The organism is Flavobacterium sp., from assembly GCF_036741995.1.
In the GTDB taxonomy this organism is placed as follows: domain Bacteria; phylum Bacteroidota; class Bacteroidia; order Flavobacteriales; family Flavobacteriaceae; genus Flavobacterium.
On sequence record NZ_DAINRG010000003.1, the window covers coordinates 88,555 to 108,661 of the forward strand.

Here is a 20,107-nt window from a genome sequence, read left to right on the forward strand (position 1 = left end):
AAATCCACAAATCCACACTATGAAAGAACTAATTCACAGTTTAAAAGGAGATAAAGTCATCTGGGCCTTCGTGGCTCTGTTGGCGTTATTTTCGTTTATGCCGGTGTTTAGTGCGAGTAGCAATTTGGCTTACATGCGCCACGGTTCCGGAAATGCGTTGACGTATTTGCTGAAACACGGAGCACAGGTGTTTGTTGGGTTTTTTATTTTATACAAAATTCATAAGGTTCCGTACCATTATTTCAGAACCATTTCAAGGTTATTATTGCCTGTCGTTTGGCTGCTCTTAATTTACACCTTGCTCAAAGGAACGGTAATCGAAGGCGCCAATGCCAGCCGTTGGATTCAGATTCCGTTTATCGGCATTACATTCCAGACTTCCACTTTGGCTTCGATAGTGTTGTATGTTTTTGTGGCGCGTTATTTGTCCAAAACCAGAGAAACCCCTATCACTTTTCAATCGTCTTTATGGGAATTATGGACATCGGTTTTCATTACTTTAATCTTGATTTTGCCAGCGAATTTATCTACGGCAGCGTTGATTTTTTCGATGGTGATGATGTTGGCTTTCATTGGTAAATACCCATTGAAATATATCGGAATCATTATCGGTGCCGGAATCATTGGCTTGACCTTTTTCATACTTGTTGCCAAAGCCTTTCCGGGAGCCTTTCCCAATCGTGTGGATACCTGGATTGCCCGTATCGATAATTTCACCAGCGACAAACCCGATGAAGATGATTACCAAATTGAGAAAGCTAAAATCGCTATTGCTTCCGGTGGAATTTATGGTTTAGGACCCGGGAAAAGTGTACAGAAAAACTTTTTGCCACAATCATCTTCCGATTTTATCTACGCAATCATTGTGGAAGAATATGGTCTTTTAGGAGGATTATTAGTCTTGGGATTATACCTGTTGTTGCTGTTCCGATTTGTAGTAGCGGCACACAAAGCCAATTCGCTTTTCGGAAAACTCGTCGTCATTGGCTTAGGATTCCCCATTATTTTTCAGGCAATGACTAACATGGCAGTGGCTGTGGAATTATTGCCGGTAACGGGACAAACCTTACCCTTAATCAGTTCGGGAGGAAGTTCCATTTGGATGACGTGTATTGCTTTGGGAATCATTTTAAGCGTGACCAAAAAAGACGAAGAAATTGCCGAAGAACAAGCCGAAAAACAAAAACGCGAAGACGCTTTGCAAAAGCTAATCGATAAACAACTAAAAGAAGACGAGGAAACCGAACAGGAAGATTTCTCGATTGAAGACAAAACCAATCCATTGGAACCAATTTTAAAAAGAAGTTAAGCATGGGCAAATTAAAATTCATATTAAGCGGTGGCGGTACGGGTGGACATATCTATCCGGCGGTGGCGATTGCCAATGAATTAAAGTTGCGTTTTCCGGATGCGGAGTTTCTTTTTGTAGGTGCCCAAGACAAAATGGAAATGCAAAAAGTACCCCAATCCGGTTATAAAATCGAAGGATTGTGGATTGCCGGTTTGCAACGAAAATTGACAGTACAGAACATGATGTTCCCATTCAAGCTAATGAGCAGTTTGTGGAAATCAAGAAAAATAATCAGAAAGTTCAAACCCGATGTAGTAATCGGAACTGGTGGTTTTGCCAGTGGCCCTTTATTACAAGCGGCGAACAGTTTCAATATACCAACCGTGATTCAGGAACAAAATTCCTATCCGGGTATTACGAACAAATTGTTGAGCAAAAAAGCCAATGCGATTTGTGTAGCGTATGAAAATTTGGAGCGCTTTTTTCCAAAAGAAAAAATCGTGTTCACTGGAAATCCCGTTCGTCAGGATTTGTTAGATGTGGAAACCAAAAGACAGGAAGGTATCGCCTATTTTAAATTAGACACCAATAAAAAAACATTGTTAATTCTCGGCGGAAGCTTAGGAGCCAGAAGAGTAAACCAGTTAATCGCTAAAGAACTCGATTTTCTTTTGGCAAGTGGCGTTCAGGTTTTTTGGCAATGTGGAAAATTGTATTTTGACGAATACCAACATTTCAACGAAAAAGAAAATGTGCAGGTCGTTGCCTTTATTGACCGAATGGATTTAATTTATGCCGCAGCTGATTTTGTGATTTCGCGTGCCGGAGCTTCATCGGTTTCGGAGTTGTGTTTGGTGGGAAAACCGACCATATTCATTCCGTCACCCAATGTAGCCGAAGATCATCAAACCAAAAATGCGAAAGCCATCGTTGATAAAAATGGCGCCATTCTTTTAAAGGAAAGTGACCTGGATGCAAGGTTTGAAGAAACCTTTTCCGATTTGATTTCCAATGAAGATTTACAGGTAACGTTAAGTGATAATATCAAAAAACTGGCAAAACCAAACGCGACTAAAGACATTGTAGCAGAAATAATAAAATTGATAAAATAAAGTGAATCTAAACCAAATCCATAACGTCTATTTCATCGGCATCGGAGGCATCGGAATGAGTGCTTTGGCTCGTTATTTCCAGAACATTGGCAAAAATGTTTCGGGCTACGACAAGACACCAACTATGTTGACCGATGAGCTTGTTGCAGCTGGAATGAACATTCACTTTGAAGACAATATCAGTTTAATTCCGGCTGATTATTATACCGAAAACACCTTGATAATTATTACGCCGGCTGTTCCCAAAACGCACTCGGAATGGAATTACTTTTTGGAAAGAGAGTACGTGGTGAAAAAACGCGCCGAAGTATTGGGCATTATCACCAAAGATACCTTTTGTTTCGCCGTTGCCGGGACGCACGGGAAAACAACAACTTCCAGTATTCTTGGTCATATTTTGTATGAAAGTGGTGCTGATGTTACTGCTTTCCTTGGTGGCATTGTAGAAAATTACCATTCCAATTTAATCGGAAATGGAAAAACGGTTACTGTTGTAGAGGCAGATGAATTCGACCGTTCGTTCCTGCATCTGCATCCGGATATTGCCTGCGTAACTTCGATGGATGCGGATCATTTGGATATTTATGGTGATAAATCGGCAATCGAAGATTCGTTCCGCGAATTTGCTGCCAAAGTAGCAAATAAAAATAAGCTGTTCGTTCCGAAAGGTTTACCATTAGAAGGCTTAACCACCGGAATCGAAGAAGACTCAACTTATAAAGCTTTCAACATCCGAATAGAAAATGGTTTTTATGTTTTTGATGTGCAAACGCCGTCGGAAACCATCCAGAACTTGCAATTCGGTTTGCCCGGAAGACACAATTTAATGAATGCTCTGATGGCTTTGGCGATGGCTAAAACTTATGGTACCCCAACCGAGTCCATTGCTAAAGCCCTGGCATCATTTAAAGGAATTCAGCGTAGATTTTCGTATCAGATTAAGTCGAAAGACTTGGTTTATATTGATGATTATGCACATCATCCGACTGAAATTAACGCGGTCCACCAAGCCGTTCGCGAATTGTATCCGAATGAAAAAGTGTTGGCGATTTTCCAGCCACATTTATTCAGCAGAACCAAAGATTTTGCCGATGATTTTGCCAACAGTTTGTCGCAATTCGATGAAATCTTACTGTTAGATATTTATCCGGCCAGAGAATTACCAATGGAAGGAATCACCTCAAGTTGGCTGCTTTCCAAAATGGAAAATCCAAATAAAAAATTGATTTCCAAAGCCGATTTAATTCCAACAATTTTGGCCAACGACGCTAAAATAATTGTAACCATCGGTGCCGGAGATATTGGAGAATTAGTTCCTAACATTAAGAAGGCTTTATTATGAAAATTTTCACCTGGACAAATATCAGATTGGTCTTGATGGTTGCGGTCGTAATCTTCCTGTATTCGTTCACTTCGCACCGAAATGCGTTGCGAAAAATTAAAAAAACAGAGGTGATTTTTGTGGGCGAAAAGAACCTTTTTTTGAAACCGGAAACGGTTAATAAATTGTTAATAGAAAAAAATCAGGACCTAAAAACATTAAAAAAAGATGGGTTAGATTTGAATAAATTGGAAAAGTCCATCAACCAACAAAAATTGATTGAGAAAGCAGATGTGTTTGTCAGTGTTGATGGGGTTTTAAAAGCGGTGGTGAAACAAAAAACACCTCTTGGGCGAGTGTTTGACGAGACGGGTTCTTTCTATATTGATAATGAGGGAAATAGTATGCCGTTATCGGATAATTATACCGCCAGAGTGCCGCTACTATCGGGGGAGATTACAGTAGTAAAAAAAGAAAAATTATCTGAAGTTTTACGGATGATTGCTGAAGATGATTTTTTGAAAAAAAATATCATTGGTGTACAGGTTTTGCCTAACGGTAGCCTGATTATGGCGAACCGGAATTACGATTATCAAATCGATTTTGGAAGAACTATTAACATCGAGACTAAATTTAAGAATTACAAAGCATTTTTTCAGAAGGCTGTTTCCGATAGCACTTTGAACAAATACAAAAGAATCAACCTGAAGTTTACCAAGCAAGTGGTGTGCATAAAATAGAAGATTATGGAAAAAGAGAATATTGCAGTCGGATTAGACATTGGAACAACCAAGATTGTTGCCATGATTGGCAAGAAAAATGAGTATGGAAAATTAGAGATTTTGGGCGTTGGAAAATCCAAAAGTCTTGGTGTGGCACGCGGTGTAGTAAATAATATCACGCAAACCATTCAGTCAATTCAGCAAGCAGTTCTTGAAGCGGAAAATAATTCAGGATACAAAATTAACGATGTGGTGGTTGGGATTGCCGGACAACACATTCGCAGCATTCAACACACCGATTACGTTATCAGAACCAACCCGGAAGAAGTAATCAGCGGTAGAGATATTCAGTTGTTGATTGATCAGGTAAATAAACTGGCAATGCTTCCCGGAGAAGAAATCATCCACGTATTGCCACAGGAATTCAAGATTGACGGACAATCGGAAATCAAAGAGCCTATAGGCATGTACGGTGGTAGACTGGAAGCCAGTTTCCACGTAGTAGTAGGACAAGCGTCTTCTATCCGCAATGTGGGCAGATGCATCCAAAGTTCAGGTATTGAATTGTCAGGATTGACGTTGGAGCCATTAGCTTCGGCTGATGCGGTGTTGAGTCAGGAAGAAAAAGAAGCCGGTGTTGCGTTGATTGACATAGGGGGTGGAACTACCGATTTAGCTATTTTCAAAGATGGTATCATTCGTCATACTGCTGTTGTCCCATTTGGTGGAAACGTAATTACAGATGATATCAAAGAAGGCTGTTCGATTATCGAAAAACAAGCCGAATTGTTAAAAACCAAATTCGGTTCGGCCTGGCCAGGAGAAAATAAAGACAATGAAATTGTATCGATTCCGGGATTGAGAGGAAGAGATCCCAAAGAGATTTCATTAAAGAATTTGTCGAAAATAATTCACGCGAGAGTGGTTGAAATTATTGAGCAAGTGTTCACCGAAATCAAAGCCTACGGACACGAAGATCCGCGCAAAAAATTAATTGCCGGAATCGTATTAACCGGTGGTGGTTCGCAGTTGAAACACATCAAACAATTGGTGGAATATATCACCGGCATGGACACCAGAATTGGGTATCCAAACGAACATTTGGCAGGCAATTCGAGCGAAGAAATTTCCAGTCCGTTGTTTGCAACTGCTGTAGGATTGGTGATGAACAGCATCGAAAACAATTCGAACAGCGCTTATAAAATTGAACTGAAAGAAGTAGTAGCGGAAGCACCAAAACAAGTGGTTTTCCAACCGGTAGCGGAAGAAAAAATAGAAGAAGAAGTTTTCAATGAAGTAGAATTACCAGTTTCCAAAATTGAAAATGAAACGACCGAAAGCAAAATCAGAAGATCCTTTTTTGACCGCTATGTAGATAAGATTAAAGATTTTTTAGATAACGCAGAATAGAAACCCTGAGGTTTCAGATAATTTCGCTTTAGCGAAACACAAAAGACAAACAGAATACAGAATATATAATACCTAACAAAACCAAAATAGTATGATAAGCAACTCAGAATTTGGAAGCATCTCATTTGATTTACCAAAAAATCAATCAAATGTGATTAAAGTAATCGGAGTTGGTGGCGGCGGAAGCAACGCGATCAATCACATGTTCAAACAGGGCATAAAAGGAGTTGATTTTATAGTTTGTAATACAGACTCACAAGCACTTCAAAACAGCCCGGTACCCAATAAGATCCAGTTAGGCGTAAACTTAACCGAAGGTCTTGGCGCAGGCGCTAATCCTGATGTAGGACAACAATCCGCTTTAGAAAGTGTGGGCGACATTGAAAAGATGTTGGATACCAATACTAAAATGGTGTTCATTACAGCCGGTATGGGTGGTGGGACAGGAACAGGTGCTGCTCCGGTCATCGCACAATTGGCCAAAGAACGTGATATCCTTACGGTCGGAATCGTAACTATTCCTTTCCAGTTTGAAGGGAAAGTGCGTTCAGAACAAGCGTTGTTAGGCGTTGAAAAATTAAGAAAACAGGTCGACTCTTTAATTGTTATTAATAACAATAAATTGAGAGAAGTATACGGAAATTTAGGGTTCAAAGCCGGATTCTCCAAAGCGGACGAAGTGTTAGCTACGGCTTCTCGTGGGATTGCCGAAGTAATTACACACCACTACACTCAGAATATCGACTTGAAAGATGCCAAAACGGTATTGTCTAATAGCGGAACAGCCATCATGGGTTCGTCTATCGCTACTGGGGATAACCGTGCCAAAGAGGCTATCATTACTGCTTTAGATTCTCCGTTATTGAATGACAATAAAATCTCCGGTGCCAAAAACGTATTGTTGCTTATCGTTTCGGGTTCCAACGAAATTACTATTGACGAAATCGGTGAAATCAATGACCACATCCAATCGGAAGCGGGTCATAATGCCAACATCATTATGGGAGTTGGTGAAGATGAAACGTTAGGTGAAGCGATTGCGGTTACCATCATTGCTACAGGTTTCAATGTAGAACAACAAAATGGGATTGTTAATACCGAAGTAAAGAAAATCATCCACACCTTGGGTGACGAACAAAAATTGGTACGCGATTTAACGCAAAAACCAGTGGAAGTTTTTCAATCCATCGTAGAAACACCAACGGAAGTAAAAGAAGAAAAAATCGTATTCGAATTAATCGAAGATGAGATAGAAACTCCAACAGTAACTGCGGCTATTGTTGATGATAACGAATTAATAGCGATGAACCAATTCATCCGCAATCTGGATGTGACTTTTGAAATCGTATCGCCAATCATGGACATCGATTACAAAGTAACCACTCCTGAGGTTCGTGAAATGAAAGTGATAGAGCCGCAAAACATTGTAGAAGAAGAACAAATTACTTTTACGTTTGATATTCCGGCAGCCTTTGAAAAAGCAGAACCGATTGAAGCTGTACAAGAAGAAAGCAAAATTGTTTTCGATTTGTCAGAAGCTAATGATATCGTAGTGAACGAACCAGTACAATTTGTTCCGGTAACCGAACTAAACGAAGAAGGCGTTATCAAATATTCTTTAGAAGAATACATGGAGTTGGAAAACGACTTATTGAACTCCAAACCAGCAGCAGCTGTGGTAGAAGAGCCAATTGCCGAAGAGCTGAACATTATCATGAAAGCCCAACCGGAAGTTGAAAAAACACAGGCTCCCGTAGTGATGCATTTTGACGATGTTTCTCCGGTAGAAATGACCATCGAAGAAACGTTGAAACACAGAGCTGACGAGCGCAGAAGAAAGTTAAAAGAGTTCAATTACAAATTCCACAACAATCCTTCCCGTATCGAAGAATTAGAAAAAGAACCAGCATACAAACGCCTTGGTGTTGACCTGTCAAACAACGCCGACAATACTGCAAACTCAAGAATGTCTTTGGGCACTGATAGTAACGACGATTTACAAATCAGAACCAACAATTCATTCCTGCACGATAATGTAGATTAATCTGCCATTTTTTTAATCGGATAACCCGAAAATTTCACTGAGATTTTCGGGTTATTTTTTTTACCTTCGCAGTGCTTTTTAGGAGCGAATGGTTCGGGCTGTTTCAGTCATCCATTTTCCTGCTGTCCGCACTACATGGTAGTCGCTCCCATCAGGGCTAAAAAGTAAATCCTAATGATTAAACGTAAATAGAAATACAATGAGTTTAGAAACACAAATCATGGACGAAATGAAAAACGCCATGAGAGCCAAAGATACTGTCGCTTTAGAAGCTTTAAGAGCCATCAAATCGGGTATCATCTTAGCCAAAACCGAAGCCGGTGCCAGCGATGTTTTAGCCGCTGACGACGAAATCAAATTATTGCAACGTTTGGTAAAACAACGTAAAGACAGCGCCGCCATTTATACAGAACAAAACCGTGCCGACTTAGCCGCACCCGAATTGGCGCAAGTAGCCGTTATAGAGAAGTTTTTACCGGCACAGTTATCTGAGGCCGAAGTAGAAGCTATAGTAGCTAAAATCATCGCAGAAGGTGGTTTTTCAGGCATGGCCGCTATGGGTCAGGTGATGGGGAAAGCCTCAGCAGCCTTAGCCGGCAAAACCGATGGCAAAACCATTTCGACTATCGTTAAAAAATTATTGGCATAAGCGAATAAAATGGCTGCGTAGTTCAACTGGATAGAATATCAGATTTCGGCTCTGAGGGTTGGGGGTTCGAATCCCTTCGCGGTCACATAAAATGCCTGAGAGATAATCTCAGGCATTTTTTATTTCTACTCTAAAATAGATTGCTTATTATTGGCATAAATATAAAAGTATGATTATCATTTTAATTGTGATTTTAGCCTTATCGCTATTGGCTTTGCTGCTTTTTTTTAATATCGTTTTTTATGTGGTGGAGTATTATTACAGCCTTGTTTTTGGTAAACCTTTATTTGTTCATTTTTATACTCATTTAAAAACACTTTCGCCACAGGAAGAATCCATACTGCGTCAAAAGTTTCAGTTTTATAATTCCCTTACGGATAAAAAGAAACACTATTTTAGGCACAGAGTGGCTAAGTTCCTCGAAAGCTATACATTCATTGAAAGAGAAGATTTTTTGATTACAAATGAAGTCAAGCTACTGGTGGCGGCTACTTATGTGATGCTTACTTTCGGAATGCGAAGTTATCTTATTGATGAATTTGATAAAATAATACTATATCCCGACGAATATTATTCAACTGTTAGCGAGGAATATCATAAAGGAGAATTCAATCCAAGACTAAAAGCGGTTGTCTTTTCCTGGAAAGATTTTTTACTGGGGTATGAAATCAGCAATGACAATCTAAACCTCGGAATACATGAGTTCACCCATGTTATCCTTTTCCATGGTTTAAAGAAGAATGATGCCAGTGCCACCATTTTTTCAAGCCGGTTTAACCGACTGAAAAAAGAAGTAATGCATCCGCCAAACAGACAGCGCCTCATCAATTCAAACTATTTCAGGGTTTATGCCTACACCAATGAGTTTGAATTTGTATCGGTAATCATCGAACATTATTTTGAAACACCCCAGGATTTCAAAAGAGAATTCCCGGAGTTGTTTTTGAATGTGAGTTTACTGCTCAACTACCAACCGTAATGGGTTAATTATATTACCAGAAAACAGTATATAAAGCCGCCAGAACAGCTACAATAATCAGCATTCCAACAGTAAAGCTTGGCGACATTTTGAACATCGTTTTGTTTACTTCCAAGCCGTTGGTCTGGACGCCTTTTCTGTTTTCATACATACTGATGATATACATTCCAATCACACAAATCAGGAACACAAATCCCATCCGGTCAATAAACGGAATCTCGTAAATACCATTAGCATTCGGTACCGCAAATCCCATTGGATTCAGGAATGATAAATCGACAAAAGCCGGCATGAATTTGAAAATAATCGAGAATAGAAACCCGCCAATTGTGGCAAATAAAGCCGCATTGGAAGTCGTTTTTTTCCAGAAGAACCCTAAGATGAACATCGCAAAAACACCCGGACTCACAAAACCGGTATATTCCTGAATGTATTGGAAACCGCCTTTTTTGTCAATGCCTAAAAACGGAGCTACAATAACCGCAACAATCATGGCCGTTATGATAGTCATTTTTCCCATGCTTACTAATTTCTTCTCGCTGGCTTCTACGTTTAATTTGTTTTTATAAATGTCTAACGTAAAAATCGTAGCGATACTATTGGCTTTTCCGGCTAACGAAGCTACAATGGCAGCCGTCAAAGCGGCAAAGGATAATCCTTTCAAACCAACCGGCAGCAGATTTAGTAAAATTGGATAAGCTCTGTCTGGATTTACAGTTCCGTCTTGTAGCATTTCGGTGTGAAAGTGTCCGTTTTGGTATAAAACATAAGCGGCAATTCCGGGTAAAACCACGATGACCGGCATTAATAATTTTAAGAAGGCTGCGAATAAGATGCCGCCACGCGCTGTTTTTAAATCGGCGCCCAAAGCCCGCTGCGTGATGTATTGGTTGCAACCCCAGTAATTCAAATTGATAATCAGCATTCCGCCAATCAATACGGAAAGCCCTGGCAAGTCCATGTAATTCGGATTCGTCTTGTCAAATATCATGTGGAAATGGTCATTGGCATGGGTCGTCATCAAAGTAAAACCATTGAGAACTCCGGTAGAACCAAATTCGGTAGCGACCAAATTCAACGCTAAATACGTTGTTACCAATCCGCCCAAAATCAAAAAGAACACCTGAATCACATCGGTATAGCCAATCACTTTCATGCCGCCAAGCGAAATCATCACAGCAAAAAGCGCCAAGAAAACCATACAGAAAGTAATGTTCAATCCGGATATGCTACTAATCGCCAAAGCGCCTAGGTATAAAATTGAAGTCAGATTCACCAAGACATAAAGTAACAACCAAAACACCGCCATAATCATCGCCACATTGCTGTTGTAACGCTTATTCAGGTATTGCGGCATGGTGAAGATTTTGTTCTTCAGATAAACCGGCATAAAGAAAACCGCCACGATGACCAGTGTTGCTGCCGCCATCCATTCGTAGGTTGCAATGGCCAATCCCATTTTGAAACCGCTACCGCTCATTCCGATGAATTGCTCGGCACTGATGTTACTGGCAATTAACGAAGCGCCAATGGCCCACCAGGTCAACGAACCTTCCGCTAAAAAGTAATCGTTACTACTGGTTTGTGCTTTCTTTTTTCGGTTGTAAATCCAATAGCCGTATCCGACAATAATGACGAAATACAGCAAAAAAACGATATAGTCTTTGGTGGTTAGGGTTTGCATGTTATTTGGTTTTAGTTTTGTAATGTAGGGTTGGTAAGTCTCTTAAAATTTTGGCACTTTGTTCCGGTGAAATATCGCGTTGTGCTTCGCCCAGCATTTCGTAGCCGACCATGAATTTCTTTACGGTTGCACTTCGCAACAAAGGCGGATAAAAATGCATGTGAAAATGCCATTCGGGATGCGAAATCCTATCGGTTGGTGTTTGATGAATTCCCGAAGAATACGGAAAAGAAGTCTCAAAAAGATTGTCGTATTTCACCGTGATTCCTTTTAAGATTTCGGCAAATGCGGTGGTTTCTTCCTTATTCATGGCAATGATATTGCCAAAATGTCTTTTGCTGATAATCATCGTTTCATAAGGCCAGGTTGCCCAAAAAGGCACCAAAACCACAAAATGATCGTTCTCCAGCACGATGCGTTCTTCTTTTTTCAATTCTTCGTTTACATAGTCTTTCAGCAAACTGGTTTTGTTTTTTTCGTAATAGGAGCGAAGGCTTTTTTGGGTTTTTTCGACTTGTGTCGGCAACGAAGATTGTGCCCAAATTTGTCCGTGCGGATGCGGATTGCTGCACCCCATCACGCTGCCTTTGTTCTCAAAAATCTGAATGTAATTAATGAAGTTGTGGCTGCCCAGTTCAATGTATTGTTCGGCCCAGGTGAGTATTACTTTTTCAATAGCCGAAACTTCCATTTCGGGTAAGGTGAGGTTGTGTTTGGGCGAAAAGCAAACCACTTTGTTAATGCCCCGTTCCGGTTTTAATTGAAACAAGGGTTTGTTGTTGTTTTTAAAGGAAACTTCCTCTTTCAGCAAAGCTGAAAAATCATTTTCGAACACGTAGCAATCGGTATACTCTTCATTTTTCACACCATTGGCACGCACATTTCCGGCACATAAATAACAGTCTTTATCGTGTTCTGGGCGATTGTCTTCGGCTATTTTTTCCTTTTGACCTTGCCACGGCCGCTTGGCGCGATGCGGCGAAACCAAAATCCATTCGTCAAGCAAAGGATTGTATCTTCGGTGTGGGTGCTCGTTATTATTGAAATGTTGCATGATTTAGTTTTTGTAAAGCGTAGTGCCTTTTGAAATTTTTATTTTATAGGGTTTCAATTCGATGCCAAAAGCGTTGCGGTATTGTTGGGAAATGCGTTCAATGAGTTCATTTTCGGAACCTTTTTCCACCAAATTAATGGAACAACCACCAAAACCGCCGCCCATCATTCTCGAACCTAAAACCGATTTTTCATGTTGTACGGCATCGACTAAAAAGTCAATTTCATCACAACTCACTTCATATTCTTTGGACAAGCCTTCGTGTGTTTCAGACATTAATTTGCCCAGTTTTTTGAAATCAGCTTGTGTCAAAGCAGTAGTCGCATCTAAAACGCGCTGGATTTCTTTCACAACAAAATGACAACGTTTGAAAACAGTATCGCCTAATTTTTCGCGGAGCTCCAAAACCATTTTTTCAGAACAGTCTCTAAACGTTTTGACTTCCGAAAAGTGCTGTTTGATAATCGCCAAGCCTTGCTCTACTTCTTGTCTTCGGACATTATACCCTGAAGTCAAATGCGTATGCTTTACATTGCTGTCCAATAAAAGTAACGAATATTTTTTGAAATCCGCTTTGTAATATTCATAGTCAAGCGTGTTGCAATCGAGTTTGATAACGCTGTTTTTTTTGCCAAAAACCGAAGCAAACTGATCCATAATGCCACAGTTGACGCCGGCAAAAGTATGTTCTGCTTTTTGTCCGATGAGCGCAATCTCTTCTTTGGTTAAACCCAAATCAAACAGCGTATTCATGGCGTAAGCAATCCCACATTCCAACGCAGCAGAAGAAGAAAGTCCGGCACCCATTGGGATGGTACTACTGAAAACGATGTTAAAACCATTCATAGCAAACCCTCTTTCTTTCAATTGATACAAAACGCCCAGAATATAATTGGCCCACATTTTATCAATGGGTTTCAAGTCATCGTTTAAATCAAATTTATAGGCTTCGTTCAAATCTTTGGCAATTAACGTGCATTCAGAAGTGTCATTTTTGGAAATGGCAAAGCAGATGTATTTGTTGATGGCGGCCGGCATCACAAAGCCATCATTGTAATCAATGTGTTCCCCAATGATATTGATTCTTCCCGGCGAAAGGAAAATGTATTCCGGTGTTTTTTGAAGTATTTTTTCAAAATGTTCCGAAGTATGCTGGATTAATTTCTTTTTCATCAGTTAAGATTTCACAAGGTTGATTATGGTAGAACCGGAGTTTAGTCCGTTCGATTTGGCTTCCAGTTTTATGGACCCCGCAGTTTTTCCGGCTTGAATAATGATTTGACATTTTCCGTTGAAGGCACTTCTTTGCCAGGCACCGTCCTTGCATTTATCCGGTTCGTGAGAACTTGGGTCGCCATTGCCCACTCCTATAATTTTGGCATCGCCGGTTAGATAAAACTTCACCATATTATCAGCAATCGGAACTTCACGTCCTTTGTCATCGGTTAAGGAAATATTGATTACTGTAGCATCAGTACCGTCAGCCATCAATGTGGTTTTGTCGGGGGCCATTACCACATTGACTACCTGATCGGTGGTTTCTACTTTTGAGGTTATTTTTTTGCCTTTTTTATAGCCAATAGCTTCCAGCGTCCCGGGTTCGTAATTGACTTGCCATTGCAAATGACTGTTTCTCGGCATTACTTTTTTGCCCAAACTTTTGCCATTTAAGAAAAGTTCCACGTCATCAGCATTGGAGTTCACCCAGACATCTATAGGTTTTCCTATTTTTTCAGGCCAATTCCAGTGGGGAGATATGTGCAAAACATCTTCATCGGTCCACCAACTTTGATAGTAGTAATAAATATTTTTTGGGAAACCACACACATCCATGATTCCGAAATGAGAGTTTACATTTGGCCATTTATAGGGAGTTGGTTCCCCGCGATAATCAAAACCGGTCCAGACAAAACCACCTTGCCAATAATCATTTTCAGCGGCTAGTTTCCACCAGTCTTCGGCTTTACTGGCCCACCATGGCGCGGTAATATCTTGATCGGGAACATAGGCTCTGATGCTGTCTTTTTCATAAATGCCACGAGTGGTTACGGTACTTCCCATTTCAGTTCCGATCAAAGGCTGATTCGGATGGTCTTTGTGGTAATCGGCGACAGCAAATTGACGGTAATTGAAACCGCGAACCGGAATCACTTCATTAACTCCATTGAATTCATTACCCATATCGGCAGCATACGTACTCGTTCTTGACGGGTCTAGTTCTTTTTGTTTGGCCAAAAGTGTTTGTGCTATTTTTTTGCCGTGTTCTGTTTTTTGAATCCAGCCTTCTTCGTTTCCGATAGACCACAGAAATACAGAAGGATGATTTCGGTCTCTCAAAATCAATCGCTCGAATTGGTTTATGTATTCCGGACTGCTGTTGAGTAAACGTTGTTCGTCCAGCACCAACATGCCCAAGCTGTCACAAGCTTCCAGAAGTTCAGGCGTAGGAGCATTGTGACTGGTTCTGTAGGCATTAGAGCCTAATCTTTTTAATTGTTTGATGCGATAGTATTGCATATAATCAGGCATTGCACTACCGATGCCGGCATGATCCTGATGGTTGTTGGTGCCTTGAATTTTGAGGTGTTTCCCGTTTAAGAAGAAACCGTCTTTGGCATCAAATCTCACATTTCTGACACCAAATCGGGTTTTAGTCTGATAAACAATTTGACCATCCTGTTTCACTACTGAAAATGCTTTGTACAAATAGGGGTCTTCTAAAGACCACAGGCGGGCATTGTTTATCGTTAGTTTTTGTTTGACAGTTGATTGGGCATTTACCGCAAGTGACAATTTCTGTTCGTTAGTTTTGGCCAATACCTTTCCATTTCTGTCTGTGATATAGGAGTATACCGTACACTGGGAAGTTTTCAGATTTTTATTCTCAACGGAAGTCTCAATTGCTACAATTGCCTCTTTTCCTTTTATTTCCGGAACGACATACAAACCGCCTTCCGGGATGTGTAAGTTGTTGTATTGATTGAGCCATACATGGCGGTAAATTCCGGCACCTTCGTAGAACCAGCCTTCGTATTGGGTGGCATCGACTCTTACGACGAGTACATTTTCTTTATCAAAATTGATGTAATCGGTCACATCATAGGCCATCCCAACATAGCCGCTCATATTAGTTCCCACATAAAAACCATTTAACCAAATGGAAGCATTGCGATAAATACCGTCAAATTGAATTTGAAACCTATCATTAGCATCCTTTTTGTTTACCGAAAAATGCTTGCGATACCAGCCAATACTGGTTTCCGGATAAAATCCGCCCACCGGTTTGTAACCATGGGATTCCACATCAAAATTGGGAGAATTTTCAAAAGGCAACTCCACTGCCCAATCGTGTGGGACATTTACAGATGTCCAAGTGCTGTCGGCAAATTTTGGATCAATAGCTGTTTTTGCAGCGGCACCCGATTTAGAGAAAATCGTGGCAGTACTGTAATTAAAATCCTTATCGGGATTGGCAGCATGGCCGAAATGAAATTTCCAACCTTCATCAAAGTTGATTTTCTTTTGAGCGTTGGAAAGGAAGCCATTCAGTAAAAGACTGGCCAGTATCAATGCTGATTTTAAGGTTAGGTTACGCATATCCATTACTTTAATTTTCTTTAAAAGCATCTAAGGCCGGCGAAGGTTTGCCATCAGCCTGCCAAGCGCTTAAACTGTAATGACTCCAGCTTTTGGCGCCTTGCGGTTCCCAGTAAAGCACGCCCAATCCTTTGTGGTTCGGAACATTTTTTACGGCTTTAATCGTCGCTGCTAAAAGTTCGTAAGTGTTTTGCACTTTGTCATCTTCACCACCTACTTCCACCACCATAACTTCTTTGTCGTAACGTTTTGCCATGTCGTTTAAGTTAAATTGTAAATCGGCAATCGTTTCGCTGTAATCTTTTTTGATCCAATAGGGATAATAGGACATTCCGATTACGTCATATTTTACTTTTTGAGCAGTGGCATTGTCAAAGAAGGTTCGGAATTTGGCATTGTTGTTTCCTTCATCTACATGCACTATGACTTTGATGGATTGATCCACGGCTTTTGTAGCTTCGTATCCTTTGTTTAATAATTGGCCAAGTTGTTTCCAATTGTTGGTGCTTCCGTCAGGCCAAAGCATTCCGCCCGGAATTTCATTGCCAATTTGAACCCATTCCGGAGTTACACCTGCTTTTTTCAAGGCTGATAAAACATCAAAAGTATGGTTGTACACATCGTTTAGTAATTCAGGAAATGAATGTTTCTCCCAAGCTTTCGGTTTGAATTGCTTAGCCGGATCAGCCCAGGAATCGGAATAATGAAAATCAATCATAATGCGAAAGCCCATTTTTTGAGCCCGTACTGCCATGGCAACCGTTTCGTCTTTGCTGCAATGGCCGCTGGCTTTATCATCGTTCGGATTGACCCAAACCCGCAACCGAATTGAATTCATGCCGCGGTCTTTTAATAGTTGCAGACAATCTTTTTCGCGGCCATCGGAGTCGTAAAATTTATACCCTGTGGCTTCCATTTGGGGTAACCAACCTACATCGGCGCCTTTGGCAAAGGGTTTGTTTTGGCTGAAGCCAATTATTGAAAAGAATACTAATAAAATCGTTTTTTTCATAATTAATTAGCATTAAACACATCCATAGCAGGAAGTGCATTGTTATTAAAATCCCATAAAGCCTGGTTTTCCCATGAAGAACCATTGGTGGCCGTTGGCCCTCTGAAAGCTACCCATTCGGTTCCCCAATAACAAAAACCGATTCCGGATGTACTTTGGGTTAAACCATTTTTTATAGCAGAAAGAAACCCTTTTTGGCCTGTTTCTGTGGCAGGGAAAGCGGGAATTATTTGATTGTCTAATCCAATAATATTGTTGGTATAATCGTTATAACCAAAGGTAAACGGATAAGCTGTTTCGGCAATCAGTACTTTTTTGTTATATAATTGCCCCAAGCTATTGATGGTGCTTTGCAGTGTAGCCAAATTTTTTCCGTGATATATTGGATAATAAGACAAACCGATGTAGTCATAATCGATGTTAGCCACTTTGCTGAAAAACCAATCAGAACCGGTAATTCCGGCGAAATGAAGCATGATTTTGGCAGTGGATGATTTACTTCTTACGGCTGCAGTAGCACTGGAAACCAATTGTAAATACTGACTTTCATTCGTTGATAATTTGCCTTCCGGCCAAAGCATCCCGTCGTTGGTTTCGTTGCCAATTTGAATAATGTCCGGATTGATTTCAGTCATTATTTGCGTGGTATAGGTAGCCACAGCCGTTTTCAAATCGGTAAATGATAAACTCTGCCAAGCCGCTGGTTTGGTTTGGTTTCCCGGATCAGCCCAAGTGTCTGAATAGTGAACGGTGAGCCAAACTTTCAAACCGGCCTGTTTTACCCGGAGTGCTAAAGCTTTTACTTCAGCCAGTCCCGAATGACCGTCGGAAGGATTTTGCCAAAGGCGAATTCGGATGGCGTTGCAACCGGCATTTTTTAGTGTGGTTATGGCGTCTTCTGCCTGATTGTTGTGTTTGTAAATGGTTCCTTCGCTTTCGATTAAAGGCAAAAAAGACATGTCGGCACCGCGAATGAAAGTGTCTTCTACAACGGGTTGAGGAGTTGAACTACTGTCGGAAGAACAAGAAAATAAGGTGATGGTAAGTAAACTGAAAATTAGTTTTTTCATACTTGATAGATTATAGGTTTTCAAATTTGAATGTTGTTTGGTGTAAATATTCTTCCTCTTTTTTCAATAAAGCACTCGGAAAATGAGAATGATTTGGAGCATCGGGAAAGTTTTGTGCTTCAAAGCAAATGCCGCTTTTGGGATGATAATTTGCCTTTTCTTTTCCTTTTATTTGGCCAAAACAATTACCGCCAACATAAATGTGAACAGCTGGTTGATTCGTTAGTACCGTCATTTTTAATTTGTTTTTTTTGCTGTAAAGAACCGCCGCTTTTTTACCAGTAAGCACAAAAGTGTTGTCAATGGATGTTGGGCAATTTTTGGCAACAGCAAAATCAAAAGGATGGTTTTCTAACGAGATAAAATTTCCGGTTGGAATAAGTTCATCAGTGGTTTCCAATATTTTATCAGAATTGACCAAAAGCGTTTGATTGGTAATATCATCGGAATGTCCGTCAAGATTAAAATAACTGTGTTGGGTTAAATTAATGATGGTGTCTTCTGAGGATTTAGCGATAAAGGTTATTTTAAGTTCGTTGTCTTCGGTTAACATATAAGTCACTTCCACATATAATTCTCCCGGGAAATTTTCTTCGTTGTTCTTACTGGTGTATTCTAGTGTGATGGAGGGATTTTCCTCGTCGGAGATTGATTTTACATTCCAAAATTTTCGACTGAACCCAATGGAGCCGCCATGAATTTGATGCGAGTTCCAATTTTTGGATAAGTCAATAGTTTTTCCGTTCAATGAAAAAGAGCCATTGTTGATTCTGCCGGCATAACGACCCACAATGGCGCCGAGATAAGGAGCACTTGGCAAATCAAAGGAATTGATATAATCTTCTAAAGTTTCAAATCCCAATACGACATCTACTTTTTCTCCAGTTGAGTTGGGGATTTTTAAGGAAGTAATGGTGGCACCATAGTTTATCACAGAGAATTCACAACCATTTTTATTACTCAGGGTATGACGGAAAACCACTTGGTTAGTAGTTAGCTCCCCAAATAATTTCGTATTTTTTGTACTGTAAATTTGTGAAAAATGATTTTTATTCATTGCTTTTTTATCAATATGATAACGAAATTATTATTTATTCTTTCGCTTCCATACCACTACCTACCAGTTTTTTCATATCTTGCTACCAGTTAGTGCATTTCGATGAAAATTATTACTATAAATAATCAGTCAAATCAACCCAAATACAAACAGATAGTGCTTTCTGTTGAAATGGCTATTGCCGAAAAAAGACTGAAGCGGGATGAGAAATTACCTTCAGTTAACAAAGTCAGTTTGGAGTTTTCCATTTCCAGGGATACCGTTTTGCTGGCGTATGATGAATTGAAAAAAAGAGGCATTATTTACGCTATTCTGGGCAAAGGCTATTATGTGAAAAGCGTTGAGTTTACTTTGGAACAGCGTATCTTTCTGTTGTTTGATGAACTAAATGCGTTCAAAGAGGATTTGTATAATTCTTTTATGGCGCATGTCAACAAAAATTTTCAAATCGACATTTTCTTCCACCATTTCAATTTAGAAATGTTTAAAAAACTCGTTAACGAGAGCAGAGGGAATTACTCAAAATATATTATTATGCCATCCAATCTGGAAGGAACTACGGAGTTTATTAAAACCTTGCCGTTGAACAGTACTTACATTTTGGATCAGACTAATGAAAAACTAAGTGATTATCCTGCCGTTTATCAAAATTTCACAACTGATATGTATGATGCTTTGGTTTTTGGCAAAGATAAATTAGACAAATATGAGGAGCTGATTTTGATATTTCCGGGAGATAAAGAGCCCATAGGAATGGTAGCCGGTTTTGAAAATTTTTGCAGGGAAAATGGGTGTAAACATAAAGTCGTTGCGACATTTGATAATGATGCAATTGAAAAAGGCAGCTTGTTTATCATTCCGAGTGACCGGCATTTAGTGAATGTTATCGAACAGTCGAAAAGTCAAAACCTAAAATTGGGAGTTGATTTTGGCATCATTTCCTATAACGAAACCTCCTTGAAAAAAGTTGTAGAAAACGGCATCACAACCATTTCAACAGATTTCAAAGTCATGGGGAAAATTTTGGCCGAAATGATTAATACCAATTCTAAACAACAACTGAAAAACAGCAGCCAATTAATAATCAGAAATTCTATTTAAAGGA

General features: G+C 39.9%; 16 protein-coding genes and 1 tRNA gene. 10 read left to right on the forward strand and 7 right to left on the reverse strand.

What is annotated here, in order from left to right; genetic code table 11:
- Positions 1 to 19 precede the first annotated feature (19 nt).
- The 9 genes from V7D82_RS02670 to V7D82_RS02710 all read left to right on the forward strand — a co-directional run bounded on the left by V7D82_RS02670 (position 20) and on the right by V7D82_RS02710 (position 9,528).
- Positions 20 to 1,309, forward strand: a complete 1,290-nt coding sequence (locus V7D82_RS02670) for an FtsW/RodA/SpoVE family cell cycle protein (protein ID WP_333599429.1) — start codon at positions 20 to 22, stop codon at positions 1,307 to 1,309.
- Positions 1,310 to 1,311: 2 nt separating this feature from the next.
- Complete coding sequence (gene murG / locus V7D82_RS02675) at positions 1,312 to 2,403, forward strand: undecaprenyldiphospho-muramoylpentapeptide beta-N-acetylglucosaminyltransferase (protein WP_333599430.1); 1,092 nt, start codon at positions 1,312 to 1,314, stop codon at positions 2,401 to 2,403.
- Position 2,404: 1 nt separating this feature from the next.
- Entirely contained in the window at positions 2,405 to 3,745 is a 1,341-nt protein-coding gene (murC, locus tag V7D82_RS02680) for a UDP-N-acetylmuramate--L-alanine ligase (protein ID WP_333599431.1), read from the forward strand.
- Positions 3,742 to 4,464: a cell division protein FtsQ gene (locus tag V7D82_RS02685; RefSeq protein ID WP_333599432.1), complete on the forward strand. Its 723-nt coding sequence runs from the start codon at positions 3,742 to 3,744 to the stop codon at positions 4,462 to 4,464. Before murC ends, V7D82_RS02685 begins: the two co-directional genes overlap by 4 nt.
- Positions 4,465 to 4,470: 6 nt before the next feature.
- Positions 4,471 to 5,856 (forward strand): cell division protein FtsA, encoded by a 1,386-nt coding sequence (gene ftsA, locus V7D82_RS02690; protein ID WP_333599433.1) that lies wholly within the window; start codon positions 4,471 to 4,473, stop codon positions 5,854 to 5,856.
- Positions 5,857 to 5,947: 91 nt separating this feature from the next.
- A complete protein-coding gene (ftsZ, locus tag V7D82_RS02695) occupies positions 5,948 to 7,900 on the forward strand; it encodes a cell division protein FtsZ (protein ID WP_333599434.1) in 1,953 nt (650 codons plus the stop codon).
- A 199-nt stretch (positions 7,901 to 8,099) separates the two neighbouring features.
- Positions 8,100 to 8,549 (forward strand): GatB/YqeY domain-containing protein, encoded by a 450-nt coding sequence (locus V7D82_RS02700; protein WP_333599435.1) that lies wholly within the window; start codon positions 8,100 to 8,102, stop codon positions 8,547 to 8,549.
- 11 nt (positions 8,550 to 8,560) lie between these two features.
- Positions 8,561 to 8,634: transfer RNA gene (locus V7D82_RS02705), tRNA-Arg, on the forward strand.
- Between the two features lie 84 nt (positions 8,635 to 8,718).
- Positions 8,719 to 9,528: a zinc-dependent peptidase gene (locus V7D82_RS02710; RefSeq protein WP_333599436.1), complete on the forward strand. Its 810-nt coding sequence runs from the start codon at positions 8,719 to 8,721 to the stop codon at positions 9,526 to 9,528.
- A 13-nt stretch (positions 9,529 to 9,541) separates the two neighbouring features.
- Here the strand turns inward: V7D82_RS02710 and V7D82_RS02715 are convergent, their stop codons facing one another.
- From V7D82_RS02715 to V7D82_RS02745, 7 genes are read right to left on the reverse strand one after another with little or no spacing between them, the layout of a single operon-like run.
- Entirely contained in the window at positions 9,542 to 11,212 is a 1,671-nt protein-coding gene (locus tag V7D82_RS02715; RefSeq protein ID WP_333599437.1) for a sodium/sugar symporter, read from the reverse strand.
- Between the two features lies 1 nt (position 11,213).
- Positions 11,214 to 12,266, reverse strand: coding sequence for a UDP-glucose--hexose-1-phosphate uridylyltransferase (locus V7D82_RS02720; RefSeq protein WP_333599438.1), 1,053 nt, complete (start codon positions 12,264 to 12,266; stop codon positions 11,214 to 11,216).
- A 3-nt stretch (positions 12,267 to 12,269) separates the two neighbouring features.
- Positions 12,270 to 13,439, reverse strand: a complete 1,170-nt coding sequence (galK, locus tag V7D82_RS02725) for a galactokinase (RefSeq protein ID WP_333599439.1) — start codon at positions 13,437 to 13,439, stop codon at positions 12,270 to 12,272.
- Between the two features lie 3 nt (positions 13,440 to 13,442).
- Entirely contained in the window at positions 13,443 to 15,893 is a 2,451-nt protein-coding gene (gene galA / locus V7D82_RS02730) for a beta-galactosidase GalA (RefSeq protein ID WP_333599440.1), read from the reverse strand.
- Positions 15,874 to 16,875, reverse strand: a complete 1,002-nt coding sequence (locus V7D82_RS02735) for a glycoside hydrolase family 53 protein (RefSeq protein WP_333599441.1) — start codon at positions 16,873 to 16,875, stop codon at positions 15,874 to 15,876. Before V7D82_RS02735 ends, galA begins: the two co-directional genes overlap by 20 nt.
- Positions 16,876 to 16,877: 2 nt before the next feature.
- A complete protein-coding gene (locus V7D82_RS02740) occupies positions 16,878 to 17,945 on the reverse strand; it encodes a glycoside hydrolase family 53 protein (RefSeq protein ID WP_333599442.1) in 1,068 nt (355 codons plus the stop codon).
- A gap of 10 nt (positions 17,946 to 17,955) precedes the next feature.
- Positions 17,956 to 19,002, reverse strand: coding sequence for an aldose epimerase family protein (locus V7D82_RS02745; RefSeq protein WP_333599443.1), 1,047 nt, complete (start codon positions 19,000 to 19,002; stop codon positions 17,956 to 17,958).
- Between the two features lie 102 nt (positions 19,003 to 19,104).
- Between V7D82_RS02745 and V7D82_RS02750 the strand changes: the two genes are divergently transcribed.
- On the forward strand, positions 19,105 to 20,103 hold the full coding sequence (locus V7D82_RS02750) for a GntR family transcriptional regulator (protein WP_333599444.1): 999 nt from the start codon (positions 19,105 to 19,107) through the stop codon (positions 20,101 to 20,103).
- Positions 20,104 to 20,107 lie beyond the last annotated feature (4 nt).